Here is a 17,838-nt window from a genome sequence, read left to right as displayed (position 1 = left end):
TACCCGCGCAGCGTCGCCCGTACCGGTCCGCTGTGGGCGCGTCTTGCGTCCTGCCGCGGTTTGTCACAGTCCGTCACGTGCACCCTGCCCCCGTCCGGGTCGCTTAGTGTGGGTTGCCGTGGAACCCGTCTCCGCCCTGCTGGGCATCGCCGCGCTTGTTGCGGTCACCGTCGTGATCGGCATCCTGCTGCGCGCCCGTCAGGGACGCCTGCGGCGCGATGTCAACCACGAGATCGTTGAGCCCGCTCGCCTCGGAGCCGACCGACTCGGCGACGCTGCCACCCTGCTGCAATTCAGTACCGAGATGTGCAGCAGGTGCCCAGCGGTCCACCGGACGCTCGCCGAGATCGCGCAGTCGCGCCCCGGGGTGCGTCACCTGGATGTCGACCTGACCCACCGGCCCGATATCGCGCGCCACTTCAACGTGCTGCAGACCCCCACAACCCTCGTGCTCGACCGCAACGGCGCCGTACAGACCCGCTTCGGCGGCGTCCCGAACCGGCACGTGCTCGAGCTGGAGCTTCAGCGACTGACGACGGAGCGCACCCATGCCTGAGACCGCCCGCGGCATCGACCCCCGGGGTCCGCGGTTCGCCGCCGCCATCACCTCCGTCCTCCTGCTGGTCGATGTGTTCCTCGGCCTGATCGGCGCGACCGTCCCGGCCTTCGTGCTGCTCGTTGTGATCGCGCTCCTGTTCGTGTGGGGTGTCGCGTCGCCGCGCACGGCCCCGTGGGGCGCCCTCTATCGCTCCCTCATCCGGCCCCGCTTGGCTCCGCCTCGCGAGCTGGAGGACCCGCGTCCGCCGCGCTTTGCGCAGGGAGTCGGCCTGTTCGTCACCGCGATCGGCATCGCCCTGTCCCTGCTCGGCGTGCCGTGGGCTGTTCCTGCTGCGGCCGCAGCAGCGTTCGTTGCGGCCTTCCTCAACGCCGTGTTCGGGCTGTGCCTGGGGTGCCAGCTGTACCTCGTGCTGCAGCGCGCAGGGGTTCTCGGCCGACGCACCGCGGATGCCGCCTGAGACCTCCGTCCCCGCCGCAGCGCGAAGTTTGGCGCGAGCCTGCCCTCCCCCGCGAAACGCCGTTAGGCTGACCGCGGAAGCGCCCACTCCGGGTGCATGACGACCAGGGAGGTCCCCATGTCCGTGACGAGCGAAGCCACCACCGTCTGGAACGGCAGCCTGACCGATGGGTCGGGAACAGTGACGTTCGACAGTTCGCACCTGGGCACGTTCGATGTCAACTGGAAAGCCCGCAGCGAGGGCTCCTCGACCGTGACCACGCCCGAGGAACTCATTGCGGCAGCCCACGCGTCCTGCTTCAGCATGGCGTTCTCGCACGAGCTCACCCAGAACGGCACCCCGCCCGAGTCGGTGCGCTGCTCGGCGGCCGTGACCTTCATCCCCGGCACCGGCATCACCGGCAGCCACCTGAACGTGCATGCGTCGGTTCCGGGCCTGTCACAGGAGGATTTCGACCGCATCGCGAACGCCGCGAAGGCCGGATGCCCCGTTTCCGCCGCCCTCGCGGGAATCGAGATCACTCTCGAGGCAACGCTTGCCTGAATCGGCTCTCCGACACGTCGTCATCGGCGGAGCGTCCGGTCTCATCGGCCGGGCGCTGGCCGAGAGTCTGCGTGCCGACGGCATCCGGGTGACGACCCTCGTGCGCGCGGCCGACGCCGGTGCTGACGAGGTGTCCTGGCTCGTCGACAGCGACGTGCTCGACCCCGCGGTGTTGGCCGGGGCGGATGCCGTCATCGGCCTCAACGGCGCCAGCATCGGCCGGTTCCCCTGGAACTCGTCGTACAAGCACACGCTGCTGTGGTCGCGGATCACCCCCACCCGCGCGCTGGCACGTGCGGTGCGCGAGCTCGGCACGGATGCTCCGCACTTCGTCTCGGCCTCTGCCGTCGGCTATTACGGCACGGACCCTGCCGGCGCCATCGCCGAGGATGCACCCCGCGGCGACGGATTTCTCGCTGACCTGTGCGGCGAGTGGGAAAGCGCTGCCGCCGCGGCGGGCGAGGACGCCCGCGTGGCGACGCTGCGCACCGCGCCGATCATCCATCGTGACGGGGTTCTGAAACCCCTGATCCTGCTCACCAAACTCGGTCTCAGCGGGCCTCTCGGTCGCGGCACGCAGGTCTGGCCGTGGATCTCGCTCGAGGATGAGGTCCGTGCGATCCGGCACGTTCTGGACACCGGGATCGTCGGTCCCGTGAATCTGTGCGGTCCCACCCGCGCGACGGCGAACGACATCGGGTTCGCCCTGGCGCGGGAGCTGAACCGCCCGTACCTGCTGCGGGCCCCGGAGTGGGGCCTGAAGCTCGCGCTCGGGCCAGATCCGACCGAGTCGCTGCTGACCACCGATGCCTACGTCATCCCCGAGGTTCTCGCCGCATCCGGGTTCACGTGGACGCACGAGACTGCGGAGGACGCCGTCCGGGAGGCTGTCGCCGGGAGCTGACGACTCGATCCCTCAGGCCTTCCGGGCCTCGCCCCGCTCGATCCGGATGGCGGTTCGTACTGCCGCCCGGGCCCGGCGCCGATCCCCCGCGGCGTCGTAGACGATCCCGAGCCGATACCAGGCGCGCCAGTCGTCCGGAGCCTCTTCGACGTCAGCTTTGAATCGAGGAAAGAGCGCGTCCCCGTCCGACCGCATGACCCGCCCGCTGGGGCGAACCGCGACGAGATCGTCCGGGAGCTCGCCTTCGGCCTCGAGCCGCCGCCCGAGCTGTTCGGCTCGCACACCGAACCACAGCTCGCGCCCGAGCGCCCACACGGCGATCACCGGGAGCACGACCAGCGCCGCCCCCATTGCCACGCCGATGGGGTCGCCGCTGATCAGCAGCAGCCACGCCCGCTGGGCTACCAAGACGATGTACAGCAGCAGGAGCGCCGCCATCACCGCGACGGCGATGCGCGAGCTCATGCGCCGGTGGCTCGGGCGACCTGCCCCGGCACGCCTCCCTCATCGACGGGCGCCGGCTCGACGAACGCTGGTAGACGGACGCCGATATCGAGGAAGCTGTCGAGTCCGATGACGACGCGGCCGGGGTCTACGCCCGCGACGCCGCGCGCGACCGCCCCCAGCACCAGACGGATGCCCGGCCCGTAGGCTGCCGCAGGCTCGATCGTGTCGTGGGTGAGGGTGAGCGTCTCTCCCTGCCCCGAGAGCAGGACGCTCTGACTGGCGACCACTCCGGGTCGACGCAAGGAATGGATGGGAACGCTCGCAACCTGCTGTCCCCGTGCTCGCTGGTCGACGTGCGGGGCGGCGACGGGTCCGGCATCCTCGCGCGCGGCCGCGATCAGCTCGGCGGTGCGCACCGCCGTTCCCGACGGTGAGTCGATCTTGGTCTCGCGATGGGCCTCGATGATCTCGATCGACGAGAAGAAGGGAGCGGCGGCGGCAGACAGTGCCGAGCCGATCACCGATCCGAGGGAGAAATTCGGGATGAAGACGGCCCTGATGGCTGCCTGTTCGATCTCCGTCCGCACCCGCGCGATGCGTTCGGCCGACCAGCCGGAGGTTCCGACGATGACGTCGATCCCCCGTTCGGCTGCGGCCCGCACCACATCGATCGACACCGCGGGAGTGGTTGCATCGACCACCAGGTCGGCGCCATCGAGCGCTGACATCGACGAGCGCGAGTCCAGTTCGGCGAAGACCTCGAAGCCGGGCTCTGCAGCAACGACATCGCGGATGATTCCGCCGAGCTTTCCGGTGGCACCGACGACGGCGACGCGTGTGGTCATGGTCTCCAGCCTATCCGCGGCATCCGGCCCTCCGAGCGCCGGTCAGAAGGCATAGGCCTCGGGAAGTCCCGTCCGGTCTTCGACCGGCAGATGCGCGAGGTCGTTGTGCGACAGCAGCGTCCACGGCCTCCCGTGCTTCTGCGCGAGCACCGTCAGGCCGCAGTTCGCCTGATTCAGCGTCATCCACTTCCACTCGGGAGCTTGCAGAACCTCGCGCACGAGCCACCCGATCACGAAGTTGTGCGTCACGAGCAGCTCGTGGACCTCGCCGGACTTGCGCACCAGGAATGCGTTGACAGCATCCGCCATCTGGGCCCGGCCTGCCTCGATCTCTTCCTCGGTGACCGCCCCGAAGAACGGCTCGAACACGGTCGGGGTCTCTTCGACCATGCCCGTGGGCACGCAGTCGAACAGCAGCGCCGAGGGTGTCGGCGTGAGCGCCGGCATCCGCTCCGCGATCACTCGCGCCGTCTCGGCGGCGCGGTCTAGCGGCGAATGCCACAGCGCGTTGAACGGGATTCCCGAGAGCCGGTCGGCCAGCAGCGATGCCTGCCGTTTGCCACGCGGCGAGAGGGGTCCGTCGATCAAGCCATGCTCGGCATCCAGATGCTCACCGTGGCGAACGAGATAGATGTAGTGGGTCACGGGCCGCTTCCTCGACGTGCTCGGAACAGTCCTACCCTAACCTCTCGGTCTGTGGGCGAGGGGCTCAGTCGGCCGCGCGTGCGATGTCTGCCAGCTGTGCCCGCGTGAGCCGAACGCCCACGCCCTGCACGAGCTCGTCGACCTGGTACGGGGCGTACGCGTTGATGATCGGCGCCGTGATGATGCGTTGCGCGAGGAGCCAGGCGACGGCGACTGACGCGTTCGTCACTCCCAGTTCGGCAGCGATCGCATCCAGCGCCTTGAGCGTTCTCGTGCCGCGTCGATTCACGTTCGCGGTGATCTGCTTCGCCCGCACCGACAGCGGCCCGTTCACCCGATCACGATGCAGACCCGACAGAAAACCGTGCTCGAGAGCGTGAGAGGGCGTCACCGCCATCGACTGCGCACTGGCTACCAGCCGCAGGTCTCCATCGAACTCGTGGCGCCGCAGCACGTTGAACGGGACATCGAGGACGGAGATTCGCGGATACCCCGCAGAGCAGAGGATGCGTGCTTCCACGAGCTGCGCTGCCCGATAGCCGATCGCGCCAATCGCACGAACCTTGCCCGCGCTGATGAGCCATTCGGCAGTCGCGAGCGTTTCTTCCACCGCCGTTGTCGTGTCGGCCCGGGCATCCAGGTAGAGCACATCGATGCGGTCGGTGCCGAGCCGGGTGAGCGACGCTTCCGCGGCGCGCACGAGATCGACCGGCCCCAGGCCCGGGTGATCGGGGTGTGCTCCGACGCGAACGGCCAGCACGATGTCATCGCGGATGCCGCGCTCAGCCATCCATCGGCCGATGATGTGCTCGCTCCGGCCGCCCGAGAAACTGTCGGCTGTGTGGATCGCGTTTCCGCCCGCACGCACGTAGGTGTCAAGGATCTCGTGGCTCGTCGCGGTATCGACGGTCCACCCGAACTCGCCGCCGCCGAGGATGAGGGGAAAAACAGACATCCCGGTCTCGCCGAGCTCGACGCGCACGCTCGATCCGAGCGGCTGACCGAGGACAGGAATCGGGGCGGAGGGGTGGGCCGGGTTCACCGCTCCGGCTCCCGCGGTTGCCGCGGCACCGACGCCGAAAGCAGCCATTCGCTCACCCCTTCACGGTATCCGCGGTGGTGAGTGACGGATGCCGACGCGCTCCCCGGCGCGTGTTTCGAGATTACGGCGTACCGGCGCCTGCGCGGCGACGCCAGGCGTCACAGGCGTGAATATTACATAACGCTTCGATCACGCCGGGACGCGAGAACGCCCGCCCCCGCAGGGACGGGCGTTCTCGAACGCGGATCAGCCTTCGGCCGGAGCCTCGGGACCCTCGTTGGCTGCAGCGCGCCCTTCCTGATCGGCCTCGTCGAGCACCGGCTCGAGCGACAGCTTGCCCCGGTCGTCGATCTTGGTGATGCGAACGAGGAGCTTCTGCCCGACCGAGACCACGTCTTCGACGTTCTCGACACGCTTGCCACCGGCGAGCTTGCGGACCTCGCTGATGTGGAGCAGTCCGTCCTTGCCCGGCAGGAGGGAAACGAACGCACCGAACGTCGCGATCTTGACGACGGTTCCGAGGAACTGCTCGCCGACCTCGGGGTTGGTGGGGTTGGCGATCGCGTTGACCTGGGCGCGGGCGGCCTCGGCCGACGGACCGTCGGTCGCGCCGATGTAGACCGTGCCGTCCTCCTCGATGGAGATGTCGGCGCCGGTGGCGTCCTGGATCGCGTTGATCGTCTTGCCCTTGGGGCCGATGAGCTCACCGATCTTGTCGACGGGAATCTGCACGCTGATCACGCGCGGCGCGGTGGGCGCCATCTCGTCGGGGCCGTCGATGGCGGCGTTGATGACGTTCAGGATCGTCAGACGCGCTTCCTTGGCCTGCGTGAGCGCGGCCGAGAGCACCGACGACGGGATGCCGTCGAGCTTCGTGTCCAGCTGGATCGCGGTGACGAACTCGCTCGTTCCGGCGACCTTGAAGTCCATGTCACCGAGGGCGTCTTCGGCGCCGAGGATGTCAGTCAGCGCCGCATACCGGGTCTGACCGTCGACCTCATCCGAGACGAGGCCCATCGCGATGCCGGCCACGGCGGCGCGCAGCGGCACACCCGCGTTCAGCAGCGACAGGGTCGAGGCACATACCGAACCCATCGACGTCGAACCGTTGGATCCGAGAGCCTCGGAGACCTGACGGATGGCGTAGGGGAACTCCGCGCGCGACGGGAGCACCGGAACGAGCGCGCGCTCGGCCAGGAATCCGTGGCCGATCTCACGTCGCTTGGGGCTTCCCACACGACCGGTCTCACCGGTCGAGTAGGGCGGGAAGTTGTAGTGGTGCATGTAGCGCTTGTGCGTCACCGGCGAGAGCGAGTCGATCTGCTGCTCCATCTTGAGCATGTTCAGCGTCGTGACGCCCAGGATCTGGGTCTCACCGCGCTGGAAGATCGCCGAACCGTGCACGCGCGGGATCACCTGGACCTCGGCATCCAGCGGACGGATGTCGGCGAGCCCGCGACCATCGATGCGGACGCCATCGGTGAGGATGCGGCCACGGACGATCTTCTTCGTCACCGACTTGTACGCCGCAGAGAACTCACCCAGGGCCGTCTCGGGCAGCTCGCCAGCCTCGACGGCGGCGACAAGCTCTGCCTTGACGGCATCCTTGAGCTCGTCATCGGCGTTCTGACGCTCGACCTTGTCGGCGATCTGGTAGATCGGCACGAGCTTGTCGTACGCGCGACCGGCGACGAAGTCGTAGGTCTGGTCGGCGTAGGGCGGGAAGACCGGGTAGGGCTGGATCTCCTTGGCGGCGGTGTTCGCGACGACGTTCTGCGCAGCGACGAGTTCCTTGATGAAGGGCTTGGATGCTTCCAGGCCCTGCGCGACGATCTCTTCGCTGGGCTTGGTGGCGCCGCCCTTGATGAGGTTCCAGCTGTTCTCGGTGGCTTCTGCCTCGACCATCATGATCGCAACGTCACCATCGGGCAGCACGCGGCCGGCGACGATCAGGTCGAAGACGGCATCTTCGAGCTGCTCGGCCGTGGGGAACGCGACCCACTGGTCAGCGTGCTCGCCGTGGCCGGGGATGAGCGCCAGTCGCACGCCCGCGATCGGACCCGAGAAGGGAAGCCCCGAGATCTGCGTCGACAGGGATGCCGCGTTGATCGCGAGCGCGTCGTAGAACTCGCCCGGAGCGATCGAGAGCACCGTGACGACGATCTGCACCTCGTTGCGGAGCCCCGCGACAAACGACGGGCGCAGCGGACGGTCGATGAGGCGGCACACGAGGATCGCCTCGGTCGAGGGGCGGCCCTCACGACGGAAGAACGAGCCGGGGATCTTGCCGGCGGCGTAGGAGCGCTCTTCGACGTCCACCGTCAGGGGAAGAAGTCGAAGCCTTCGCGGGGGTGCTTTCCGGCGCTCGTGGCCGACAGCAGCATGGTCTCTTCGTCCAGGTAGGCGGCTACGGCGCCCTGTGCCTGCTGGGCCAGGCGTCCGGTTTCGAACCGGACGGTACGGGTGCCGAAGCGGCCGTTATCGAGAACGGCTTCGGCGGCGGTGATTTCAGGACCTTCCAAGAGGTCTCTCCTTCTTTGTTTCGACTCGCACACCCGTGTGGTGCGCGAGCACATGCGAAGGAGCAGGAACAGGCAGTATTTGGCGCGCGGCACAAGCTGCGTGATTCGCCTGCGCTGGCCACCAGTAGAAGATCACCCGGCGTCTTGACGGGGAACCCACCACAGGGGACCAGCTTCCTGCCGGCCTGCTCCATGAAGCTCACTGTGAAGTTGAGCGGATGCCGTAAGGCAACCCGATCGATCCTATCAGGGCCGCACCCGTCGCGCCGGGTCAACGGCCGCCGGTCCCATCCCCGGGCGCGGTTGACGCTGCGCGGGTTCTGGCGCGCGCAGAGACGCGGTCGCCGCACCGGTTCGTCGCGCGATCACGACGTAGTCAGCGTGCTTCGCGCTCAGTCCGTCTCCGGCCGTGCGGCCGCGAAGCCGCCGCCAGAGCCAGGGCATCGCGTCGCGGCGGACCCAGCCGCGCGGGTTGGGACTGTCATCGTCGTGGAAGGCGGAATCCAGGGTCGCCAGCTCGTCCGCGTGGGGAACACCGAGGGCTTCGGCCGCCCGGTAGGCCACGAAGCGGTGTCCCTGCGAACGGAAGTGGACCTTGTCGTCGGCCCACATATCCAGGTCGCTGATCGCCGGCTGCGCTTCGAGGTCGAGCAGCAGGCACCCGGTGGCGGCTGCGATGCGCCGGATCTCGGAGTTGTACACCGCAACGCGCCGAGCGAACACCATGGCTGCCAGGCGCCGGGGCAACACGATGCTCACCAGCAGCACGTCGATGCCGCGCGAGCGCAGCGCCACGACTGCCCGCTCGAGCCCCCGCGCGAGAGTGAGGGGATCTGCCCCGCGGCTGACCAGGTCGTTTGCGCCCATGAACACCGAGACGAGATCCGGCGCCATCTCGAGCGCGCGCGGCAACTGCTCATCCAGGAGATCGCGGATCTTGCGGCTGCGCACGGCCAGGTTCGCGTATCGGAAGGGCTCCGCGGTGGCCGGCAGGCTCGCCTCGCGGGCACCCGCCAGCAGATCGGCGAGGCGGTCGGCCCACCCGCGGTACTGCCCCTTGGGCATCCGCGACGTATCGCACAGCCCTTCGGTCAGCGAGTCGCCGAGGGCGACGAAACGCGACCATCGCGGCGTTCCCTCGGTCGCGGGAGCAGGCGGAGCTGCGGGCCGGGTCGCAGCCCGCACGAGAAGCGCGTCGTCGATCGGGCGCAGCATCCGAGCCTCGTCGTAGTGCCCGACCAGTTGACGGCCGAGGGCTTCCCAGGTGCGGTCGCGCACGGACTCTCGCGCCGCGACCGCGAACGCGCGCCGTTTGGCCTCATCGCCGACGAGGTCAGACACACGCGCGCGCAGGTCAGCGAGGTCGCCGGGACGGTAGAGCCATCCGTCGACGCTGCTGCGGACGAGATCAACCGGCCCACCCGTGCCGGTCGCGACGACCGGCACGCCCGCCGCGAGAGCCTCCTGGATCGTCTGACCGAAGGTCTCGCTCTCACCCGGGTGGACGAAGACATCGAAGGACGCGACAGCCTCGCCGAGCGCAGCTCCGGACAGATGCCCCAGGAAGACCGCCCGCGGCAGAGCCTTCTCGAGTGCGGGGCGTGACGGTCCATCACCGACGATCACCAGGCGGGTGCCAGGGAGGTCATGCAGTGCCGCGAGGTCTTCAACCTGTTTTTCCGGGGCGAGCCGACCGACATATCCGACGATCGTCTCCCCCGGCGCAACACGCTCGCGCCAGCCGAGGCTGCGGTGCTCGGGAGCAAAGCGCACAGCATCCACGCCGCGCCCCCACCGACGCAACCGATCGACGCCGAGGTCTTCGAGCTGCGCCATGCTCGCGGAGGACGGCACGAGGGTCAGTGTCGATCGACGGTGCAGCCGGGTCAGGTGCGACTGCACGATGGAGGTAGCCGCCGGCACCCCGTACTTCTGGGCGTACGCCACGACGTCGGTCTGATAGACCGCGACGACCGGGACCTTCAGGGCATCGGCAGCCGCCGTGCCCTGCCACCCGAGGACGAACGGCGATGCCAGGTGGATGACGTCGGGTCCGAAGGCACGCAGGTGCGCGGCCAGCGTGGCCGCGCGAGCGAACACGACGCGCACCTGCGGGTAGGAGGGCAACGGCACCGACCGCAGCATCGTGGTCCGAGCTCCCGACAGATCGGCGCCGTGCAGGTCGGCGTCGACATCGCCGGCCTTGGGGGCGATCACGAGGGTCTCGTGCCCTTCGCTCGCGAGATGACGAAGGACGTGGAGCACCGAGCCGGTGACTCCGTTCATGTGGGGGAGGAACGATTCCGCCAATACCGCGACTCTCACGCATCCAGGGTGACGCGTGTCGGATCACCGAACACGCTGAGGCAGGCCGGGTCGCCGAGAGTTCACCGGATGCATGCAAACGCGTCACCCGACGTGCCCCGTTCGGTCTTCGTTTACCCGCGGGTGTTACCTCAGAGGGGTGATCGATGAGGTGCTGACGCACGTTGCCGGCAGCGCCTGGGCACTGCCCCTGATGTTCGCCCTCGTCCTCGCCGACAGCCTTCTGGTCCTCGTTCCCGGAGAGATCGCGGTCACGGCGTTCGGCGCACTTGCCGTGACCGTCGGCTCGCCTCCGCTTCTCGGCGTCGTGCTGGTCGCCGCCCTCGCTGCCTTCCTCGGTGACACGATCGTGTACGTCGTCGGACGCCGTGTCGGGCTGGATCGTTGGGCGTGGATGCGCGGCCGCCGCGTGAGCGCGGCAATCCGCTGGGCACGCCGACGCCTGCACCGATCGAGCGCGACGGTGGTGTTCACGGCGCGTTTCATTCCGTTCGCCCGCCTAGCGGTGAACCTCACAGCGGGAGCATCGCGGGTTCCGGCTCCTCGGTACCTCACTCTGGTGGCGGCAGCCGCCACCGGGTGGGCGGTGTATCAGGCCGCTGTGGGCGCGATCGTGGCACGCCTCGTGCCGGGTGGCCCCGTCGTCGCCGTGCTGATCTCCATCGCTGTCGCGATCGCGCTCGGCATCATCATCGACCTGATCGTCACGCGACTCTCGCCCGCGCGCGAAACTCCTCCCCCGGAGCGGCTGACCCCTCCGCCTAGATCAGCGCCATCGGCCTGACAGACCTGACCCCTGCCCGGCGTCGGCGGGTCCAGCGCTGGAACCCTCCACTGCTGTGCGCCCGAAAAACAGATTCACTCTTGTAAAACCACACATTCGCAGTTACTCTCACACATACACAGATTTCGGCGTCACGGTTGACGTCGGTGGGGAGAGCACAGCACTCATGTACGCGACGGAGCGCCAACAGCGGATCGCCGGGATCATCACCGATGAGGGCCGCGCATCGGTCACCGCCCTCTCGACACTGTTCGGGGTCGCACAAGAGACCATCCGGCGCGATCTCGACCAGCTCCAGGCCGACGGCATCCTTCTTCGGGTGCACGGTGGCGCCGTCCCAGCGGGCCGTACCAGTGCCGCCGAGCCGAGCCTCGCGGCCCGCGAAGCGACGGCGACCGAGGCCAAGGAGCGTATCGCTGCCGCAGCCATCGACCTGATCCCGCGCGGCCTGGGCGGAGCGGTGCACATCGATGCCGGGTCCACGGCCGCACGGGTCGCCCGTCTCCTGGCGGCGCGCGAGGAAACGAATGCCTCTCTGACGCTCATCACGAACTCGATCACGACAGCAGCAGCTCTCAGCCACCTCACTGTCCCCGCGGTTCGCGTCATCGGCGGCAGACTTCGCGCCCTGACCGCTGCCGCCGTCGGGTCAGGTGCCATCGAACAGATCGCCGGGTTCCGACCGGATGTCGCGATCATCGGAACCAACGCCGTGCATCCTCAGTTCGGACTGAGCACTCCGGATGAGGCCGAGGCAGAGGTCAAGCGCGCTGCTCTCGCCGCAGCGCGGCGGGTGATCGTCGTCGCCGACGGGTCGAAGCTCGGCGAAGAGTCACTCGTTCGTTTCGGGGGGCTCGAGGACATCGACGCTCTCGTGACCGATGGCGAGCCGGGTGCCGATCTGCGCGAGGCACTCCGCGCCGCTGATGTGGACCTGGTGCGTGCATGATCGTCACGGTCACGATCAACCCGAGCGTCGATCGCACCATCCAGCTCCCCTCTCCTCTCGTCCGCGACGCGGTGCTTCGCGCAAGCGCGGTGACGTCTCAGGCCGCCGGGAAGGGTGTGAACGTCTCGCGGGCCTTGGCGCACGCATCCGTCGCCACCCGGGCGATCGTGCGGGCTGACTACCACGACCCCTATGTCCGTGAGCTCGTCGAGAGCGGACTGGCGGTCGTGACGGTCGACCCCGGCGCCACGGTGCGCACGAATATCTCGCTGGCCGAGCCGGATGGCACGACGACGAAGATCAACGAGCCCGGCTCTCCGCTGAGCGCTTCGGCCGTCGCAGCCCTGCACGAGGTCGTCGCTGCGGAAGCACCACGCTCGAGCTGGATCGTCCTTGCCGGCTCGCTCCCCCGGCCGCAGATGTCGAGCTGCTCGCCGATCTGGCGCGGACGGCCCGGATTGCGGCGCCCGAGATCCGGATCGCGGTCGACACCTCGGGCGCACCGCTGACCGCCCTGCGCACCGCGGGAGTGCGGATCGACCTGATCAAGCCGAACCTGGAGGAACTCGCCGAGCTCACCGGGACCGATCCCGCCTCGCTCGGGGACCCGCGAGCGGTCGCGGAGGCGTGCAAGATCCTGCGCGCTGAGGGAATCGCCGCGGTTCTGGCAACGCTCGGCTCCGCCGGCGCGGTCCTCGCCACCACTGACGGCGCCTGGTACGCCACGCACCCGCCGGTGATCGCGCGCAGCACGGTCGGCGCCGGCGACTCCTCTCTTGCCGGTTACCTCATCGCCGATGCGAGGGGGCTCTCCCCGGCAGAACGGCTCGCGAACGCGGTCGCCTACGGCTCTGCCGCTGTCGCTCTGCCCGGGACGACCATCCCGCGCCCCACTGACACCCGCCCTGACCAGGTCACGGTCACCGAAATACACCTGCCCGCCGCGGTCGCCACGCCGTGACGTTCTTCGAAGGAGAGAACATGTCCATCATCACCACGGAGCTCGTCGCTCTCGATGTCGCGTTGGGCGCGACATCAAGCGACGTCATCGATGCCCTCAGCACGATCGTCGCGTGCGCGGGACGCACGTCCGATGCCCGCGCCCTCGCGACAGACGCGCATGCCCGCGAAGCACAGACCTCGACGGGTATGCCCGGCGGCATTGCCATCCCCCACTGCCGGACGGCTGCCGTGACCGAGCCGACCCTTGCGTTTGCCCGGCTGTCTGACCCGGTCGACTTCGGGGACGACGATCCGAGCGACCTCGTGTTCTTCATCGCCGCGCCGATCGGTGCCGACACCGATCACCTCGCGATCCTCTCCACGATCGCCCGCGCGCTCGTGCGCGACGAGTTCGTCGCCTCGCTGCGCGCTGCAACCTCTGCCCCGGAGGTCGTCGCCCTGATCGATGAAGCGATCGCCCCGGCCCCGGCGGCGAGCCCTGCCGCGAGCGCTCCAGCACCGGCGGCTGATCAGCGGCTCCTGGTCGCCGTCACCGCCTGCCCGACCGGCATCGCCCACACCTACATGGCAGCCGACGCCCTCGTCGCCGAAGCCAAGAAGCGTGGCGTGCGCCTCGAGGTCGAGACGCAGGGGTCGAGCGGCTCGACAGCCCTGGATCCGGCCGTCATCGCCGCGGCTGACGCCGTGATCTTCGCCGTGGACGTGGACGTTCGCGACCGCGCTCGCTTTGCCGGCAAGCCCGTCGTGCAGGGACCGGTCAAACGCGGAGTCGAAGCTCCCGGGCAGATGATCGACGAGGCCCTCGCTGCCGCCGCGGACCCCTCGGCCACGCGTATCTCAGGAGCCCCGACGACCGAGACCACGGATACGGCCAGCGAACACGTGGGCCGCAAGCTCCAGCGCTGGCTGCTCACCGGCGTCAGCTACATGATCCCGTTCGTGGCCGGCGGCGGCCTGCTCATCGCGCTGTCGTTCTGGCTCGGCGGCTACGACATCAACGCGACGGCCGGCGACATCGTGGCTTCATCCTCGCTCTGGAACCTCCCCGACGGTGGGCTGCAGACCTACATCGGCGCCGTCGCCTTCGTCATCGGCGCCGCATCGATGGGCTTCCTCGTCCCAGCCTTGGCCGGCTTCATCGCCTACGCGATGGCTGACCGCCCCGGCATCGCTCCGGGATTCGTCGTCGGCACGATCGCCGTCATGATGGACGCCGGGTTCCTCGGAGGTATCGTCGGCGGCCTCCTCGCGGGGCTCGTCGCCGGTTCCCTCGCGCGTATCCCCGCTCCGCGGTGGCTGCGCGGTCTCATGCCCGTCGTCATCATTCCGCTCTTGGCGTCCATTGCCGCGTCCGGAGCCATGATCCTCTTCCTCGGCGGGCCGATTGCCTGGCTCATGACGACCCTCACGGACTGGCTGAACAGCCTGACCGGCGTGGGAATCGTGTTGCTCGGCGTCATCCTGGGCCTCATGATGTGCTTCGACCTCGGCGGTCCCGTCAACAAGGTCGCGTACTCGTTCGCCGTCGCAGGCCTGGGAGCTGCATCCGTCGCCAACCAGGTACCGCTCGAGATCATGGCCGCGGTCATGGCATCCGGAATGGTGCCGCCGCTGGGCCTCGCCCTGGCCTCGACCTTGCTCGCCCGCAAGCAGTTCACACCCGTCGAGCGTGAGAACGGTGTCGCGGCGTGGCTGCTCGGGGCATCCTTCATCTCGGAAGGGGCAATCCCCTTCGCCGCCGCCGACCCGCTGCGCGTGATCCCCGCCTCGATGCTCGGCGGTGCCGTCACCGGTGCGCTGTCGATGGCCTTCGGCGTCACCTCGCAGGCCCCGCACGGCGGGTTCTTCGTCCTCTTCGCGATCGGGAATATCCTCTGGTTCGTCCTGTCGATCGCGATCGGAACCGTCATCACCGCGCTCGCGGTCATCGCGTTCAAGCGCATCGGACGTCGGCCGAGCCCCGAGACCGTCGAGGCGGCTGGCGCTGCCGACGACACTGAGGCCAGCGGCGTGCTGGCCAGCGGCGCGCGCGCCTGATCACGGACAACACCCCGGCCGTCGGGTGCGGCCGGGGTGTTGTGGTCTGCGACGCAGGTCAGGGATGGCGCTGGACGCGTTCCGATACTGATGTCGTCCAGTGCCCCTTCGGACATCGCGCTGGAAGTAATGTCGGCGACAACACCGCGGCCAGCGGAGTTGTGGTCGTATTGGACGTGTCGAGCCCGAAGGGAGGGGCCGCGTGGCGAGCAGGGTCGGCAGCAGTGCGGCATCCCGCGTCTTCGTGGTGCTCCTGGCCTGCGTGGTGACGATCTCGGCGGTTCTCGCGACGCTGTTGGCAGTCGACGCGCAGAACTCCGAGCGCGCCGATGCGGAGGCACTCACGCTGTCACTGGCGAACACGCTCGCCCGCACACCCTCGGTGATCGAGGCGATGTCGCAGCCCGATACCGCAGCCAGCGCGGCCCTCGAGCCCTACGCGTTGAGCCTCATCGACGCGACCCCCGTGGACTTCATCACGCTGATGCGTCCCGACGGTATTCGACTCACGCATCCGGACCCCGCTCAGATCGGCAAGCCCTACCTCGGCACGATCGCAGCCGCGCAACAAGGGGGCACGATCACCGAGGAGTTCACGGGAACGCTCGGCCCGTCCGTCCGTTCGGTGGTTCCGGTAGAAGCTGACGGAGAGATCCTCGGGCTGGCAGCTGTGGGCGTGACGGTGAGCAGCCTCGGACAGCAGGTGTGGGCACGGATGCCCTTCGTTCTCGGCCTCGCAGCCGTGCTGACTGCGCTCGGCATTGCCGCGGCACTCGCGGCGCGCAGGTTCACGCGTCGCCTCGCCGGAGACCTTCCCACGAGCGAGGTCCGAGATGCCGTGTCCTCCTACGAATCGGTTCGGACCCTCGGCGAAGCGCTGCGCGCGCAGACCCACGAGCACGGCAACCGGATGCACACGGCGGTCGCGCTCCTCGAGCTCGGACGGACGCAGGAGGCCATCGACATCCTGACCGAAACGTCCCGGCAGAGCCAGGAACTGGTCGATCAAGTCGCCGCGCGTCGCGACGGCGATCCCACCGTCGGGGCCCTGCTGCTGGGTAAGGCCGCGCAGGCGCGGGAACGAGGCGTCGGCTGGGATGCCGAGATCGACCCGCTCGCACCCCGGAGCACACTCAGCGGCATTGACGGGGTCTCGGTGGTCGGAAACCTCATCGACAACGCCCTCGATGCCGCGTCGGTCGGCGACGAACCACGCTGGGTCCGTGTCGTCTTCGCCCGCGCCGGCGGCGGAGCGCTGGAGATCCGCGTGTCGGATTCGGGTCCGGGCATCTCTGCGGATGTCGGCGAGCGCATCTTCGAACACGGCTACTCGTCCAAGCCTGCGGGAACGACGGGGCGAGGCGTGGGGCTCGCTCTCGTTCGCTCCCTTGTCGAGGCCGCCGGCGGGGCGGTCGATTACAGCAACGATCCGACGACGTTCCAGGTGATCCTGCCGGGGAGGCTGCAATGATCTCTGTCCTGGTGGTTGACGACGACGCGCTCACTCTCGAACTGCACCGCACGTACCTCGAGCGCGTGCCCGGTTTCCGCGTGAGCGCGGAATGCACCGGCGCCCGCGCAGCAGTGTCGGCGATCCTGGAGCAACGCACAGAGCACCCGATCGATCTCGTGCTCCTGGACATCACGATGCCCGATGGCACGGGGCTGGATGTCCTCCGCCACGTCCGCGCGCGGGCAGCTGACGTCGACGTGATCGCCGTCACGGGAGTGCGCGACGCGGAGGTCGTCCGTCAGATGGTGGGCTTAGGGGTCGTGCAGTACCTCGTGAAGCCCTTCTCGTTCGCCGTCTTCCGGGACCGGCTCGAACAGTACCGCGAGTACCGGGATCGCGTCCACGGCACATCGGGTGCCGCAACGCAGGCCGAAATCGACGCCCTGCTCGGGGCACGGCGACCCCTCACCGCGCCCGAGCTTCCCAAGGGGCTCTCTGCCGAGACGCTGCAACGGATCGTCGAGGTGCTGCGCCCGGGCCCCGCCAGGTCTGCTACCGAGTGCGCCGCAGATCTGGGGATGTCTCGCGTCTCGGCGCGGCGCTACCTCGAGTTCCTTGCCGAGTCCGATCGCGTGACGCGGGCGCCGCGCTACGGCGCACCCGGACGCCCCGAGACGGAGTACCGCTGGAAAGGGTGAGACCGCGGTCGTGAACGCCGATCAGTCGCCGGCGCCACCGCCGAGCAGGCTCTCGAACGACCGTCCCTCACCCAGATAGGTCGCCGGATCGAACGGGTCGGCGATGGAGGCAGACGCGCGTCGGGTCACAGCCTCCGCAAGCTCTCCGGCTGCCCGGTCGATTCGGGACCGCAGCGAGGTCGCGCCCTCCCCGTCGCCGGCCCAGTCCTCGGCGGCCGCGAAAACGGATGTCGAGACGGGTTCAGCATGCAGATACGTGAACAGCGGTCGCATCGCGTAGTCGAGCGCGAGCGAGTGCCGCGGCGATCCCCGGTGGCGGCCAGCAGCACAGGCATCCCGCGCAGCGAATCCGGATCAAGGATGTCGATGAAGGACTTGAACAGACCCGAGTAGCTTGTCGTGAAGATCGGGGTGACGGCGATGACGGCATCCGCCGACGTCACCGTCTCGATCGCGGCAGCGAGCTCGGGACGAGCGAACCCCGTGAGGAGGTTGTCGGTGATCGCGTGAGCGTGCTCACGCAACTCGACCACATCGACCCCCATCTCGATCTCCCGCTCGGCGAGCTGTGCACGGACGGCCTCTGTCAGCCGATCGGCGAGCAGCCGCGTGGATGACGGGTTGGAGAGCCCTGCGGCGACAACGGCAAGACGTCGCGTGGTCAT

The 17,838-nt window shown here is 68.8% G+C and carries 16 protein-coding genes and 2 pseudogenes; 11 read left to right on the top strand and 7 right to left on the bottom strand.

The features are described 5' to 3' along the window. The first annotated feature begins 118 nt into the window (after window positions 1-118). From IT882_RS04955 to IT882_RS04940, 4 genes are all read left to right on the top strand, one after another. Entirely contained in the window at window positions 119-556 is a 438-nt protein-coding gene (locus IT882_RS04955; protein WP_195693421.1) for a TlpA family protein disulfide reductase, read from the top strand. Continuing rightward, window positions 549-1,016, top strand: coding sequence for a DUF4395 domain-containing protein (locus tag IT882_RS04950; RefSeq protein ID WP_195693420.1), 468 nt, complete (start codon window positions 549-551; stop codon window positions 1,014-1,016). The genes IT882_RS04955 and IT882_RS04950 overlap by 8 nt, the downstream gene beginning before the upstream one ends. Window positions 1,017-1,133: 117 nt before the next feature. Continuing rightward, on the top strand, window positions 1,134-1,559 hold the full coding sequence (locus tag IT882_RS04945; RefSeq protein WP_195693419.1) for an OsmC family peroxiredoxin: 426 nt from the start codon (window positions 1,134-1,136) through the stop codon (window positions 1,557-1,559). After that, complete coding sequence (locus tag IT882_RS04940; RefSeq protein ID WP_195693418.1) at window positions 1,552-2,463, top strand: TIGR01777 family oxidoreductase; 912 nt, start codon at window positions 1,552-1,554, stop codon at window positions 2,461-2,463. Before IT882_RS04945 ends, IT882_RS04940 begins: the two co-directional genes overlap by 8 nt. Window positions 2,464-2,475: 12 nt before the next feature. On the opposite strand, the gene IT882_RS04935 is transcribed toward IT882_RS04940, so the two are convergent. The 6 genes and pseudogenes from IT882_RS04935 to IT882_RS04910 all read right to left on the bottom strand — a co-directional run bounded on the left by IT882_RS04935 (window position 2,476) and on the right by IT882_RS04910 (window position 10,289). Beyond that, the gene (locus IT882_RS04935; protein WP_195693417.1) at window positions 2,476-2,928 is read right to left on the bottom strand and encodes a hypothetical protein; all 453 of its coding nucleotides are present in this window, start codon (window positions 2,926-2,928) and stop codon (window positions 2,476-2,478) included. Further along, window positions 2,925-3,755 carry a 4-hydroxy-tetrahydrodipicolinate reductase gene (dapB, locus tag IT882_RS04930; protein WP_195693416.1) on the bottom strand — a complete coding sequence of 277 codons (831 nt, stop codon included), beginning with the start codon at window positions 3,753-3,755 and terminating at the stop codon, window positions 2,925-2,927. The genes IT882_RS04935 and dapB overlap by 4 nt, the downstream gene beginning before the upstream one ends. 42 nt (window positions 3,756-3,797) lie before the next feature. Further along, entirely contained in the window at window positions 3,798-4,400 is a 603-nt protein-coding gene (locus IT882_RS04925) for a histidine phosphatase family protein (protein ID WP_195693415.1), read from the bottom strand. 64 nt (window positions 4,401-4,464) lie between these two features. Next, window positions 4,465-5,490 (bottom strand): aldo/keto reductase, encoded by a 1,026-nt coding sequence (locus IT882_RS04920; RefSeq protein WP_195693414.1) that lies wholly within the window; start codon window positions 5,488-5,490, stop codon window positions 4,465-4,467. Between the two features lie 198 nt (window positions 5,491-5,688). After that, window positions 5,689-7,964: pseudogene (locus IT882_RS04915) on the bottom strand (polyribonucleotide nucleotidyltransferase). A gap of 246 nt (window positions 7,965-8,210) precedes the next feature. Further along, entirely contained in the window at window positions 8,211-10,289 is a 2,079-nt protein-coding gene (locus tag IT882_RS04910; protein ID WP_195693413.1) for a GDSL-type esterase/lipase family protein, read from the bottom strand. A 139-nt stretch (window positions 10,290-10,428) separates the two neighbouring features. Here IT882_RS04910 and IT882_RS04905 point away from each other — a divergent pair, with 139 nt between their 5' ends. The 7 genes from IT882_RS04905 (at window position 10,429) to IT882_RS04880 (ending at window position 17,173) form a co-directional block, all read left to right on the top strand. Beyond that, window positions 10,429-11,073 (top strand): DedA family protein, encoded by a 645-nt coding sequence (locus IT882_RS04905; RefSeq protein ID WP_229382310.1) that lies wholly within the window; start codon window positions 10,429-10,431, stop codon window positions 11,071-11,073. Between the two features lie 166 nt (window positions 11,074-11,239). Beyond that, on the top strand, window positions 11,240-12,022 hold the full coding sequence (locus IT882_RS04900) for a DeoR/GlpR family DNA-binding transcription regulator (protein WP_195693411.1): 783 nt from the start codon (window positions 11,240-11,242) through the stop codon (window positions 12,020-12,022). Beyond that, window positions 12,019-12,531, top strand: a complete 513-nt coding sequence (locus tag IT882_RS17050; RefSeq protein WP_324253926.1) for a hypothetical protein — start codon at window positions 12,019-12,021, stop codon at window positions 12,529-12,531. The genes IT882_RS04900 and IT882_RS17050 overlap by 4 nt, the downstream gene beginning before the upstream one ends. Continuing rightward, window positions 12,450-12,983, top strand: coding sequence for a 1-phosphofructokinase family hexose kinase (locus IT882_RS17045; RefSeq protein WP_324253959.1), 534 nt, complete (start codon window positions 12,450-12,452; stop codon window positions 12,981-12,983). The genes IT882_RS17050 and IT882_RS17045 overlap by 82 nt, the downstream gene beginning before the upstream one ends. Before the next feature lie 20 nt (window positions 12,984-13,003). Then, window positions 13,004-15,022, top strand: a complete 2,019-nt coding sequence (locus IT882_RS04890) for a PTS fructose transporter subunit IIABC (RefSeq protein ID WP_195693410.1) — start codon at window positions 13,004-13,006, stop codon at window positions 15,020-15,022. A 202-nt stretch (window positions 15,023-15,224) separates the two neighbouring features. Further along, window positions 15,225-16,493 carry an ATP-binding protein gene (locus tag IT882_RS04885; protein ID WP_195693409.1) on the top strand — a complete coding sequence of 423 codons (1,269 nt, stop codon included), beginning with the start codon at window positions 15,225-15,227 and terminating at the stop codon, window positions 16,491-16,493. Further along, the gene (locus tag IT882_RS04880) at window positions 16,490-17,173 is read left to right on the top strand and encodes a response regulator (RefSeq protein WP_195693408.1); all 684 of its coding nucleotides are present in this window, start codon (window positions 16,490-16,492) and stop codon (window positions 17,171-17,173) included. Before IT882_RS04885 ends, IT882_RS04880 begins: the two co-directional genes overlap by 4 nt. Before the next feature lie 21 nt (window positions 17,174-17,194). Here the strand turns inward: IT882_RS04880 and IT882_RS04875 are convergent. Further along, a pseudogene (locus IT882_RS04875) lies at window positions 17,195-17,838 on the bottom strand (FMN reductase).

The sequence above is a fragment of the Microbacterium schleiferi genome, assembly GCF_015565955.1.
GTDB classification, from domain to species: domain Bacteria; phylum Actinomycetota; class Actinomycetes; order Actinomycetales; family Microbacteriaceae; genus Microbacterium; species Microbacterium schleiferi_A.
This window is presented reverse-complemented; position numbering and strand designations above follow the sequence as displayed.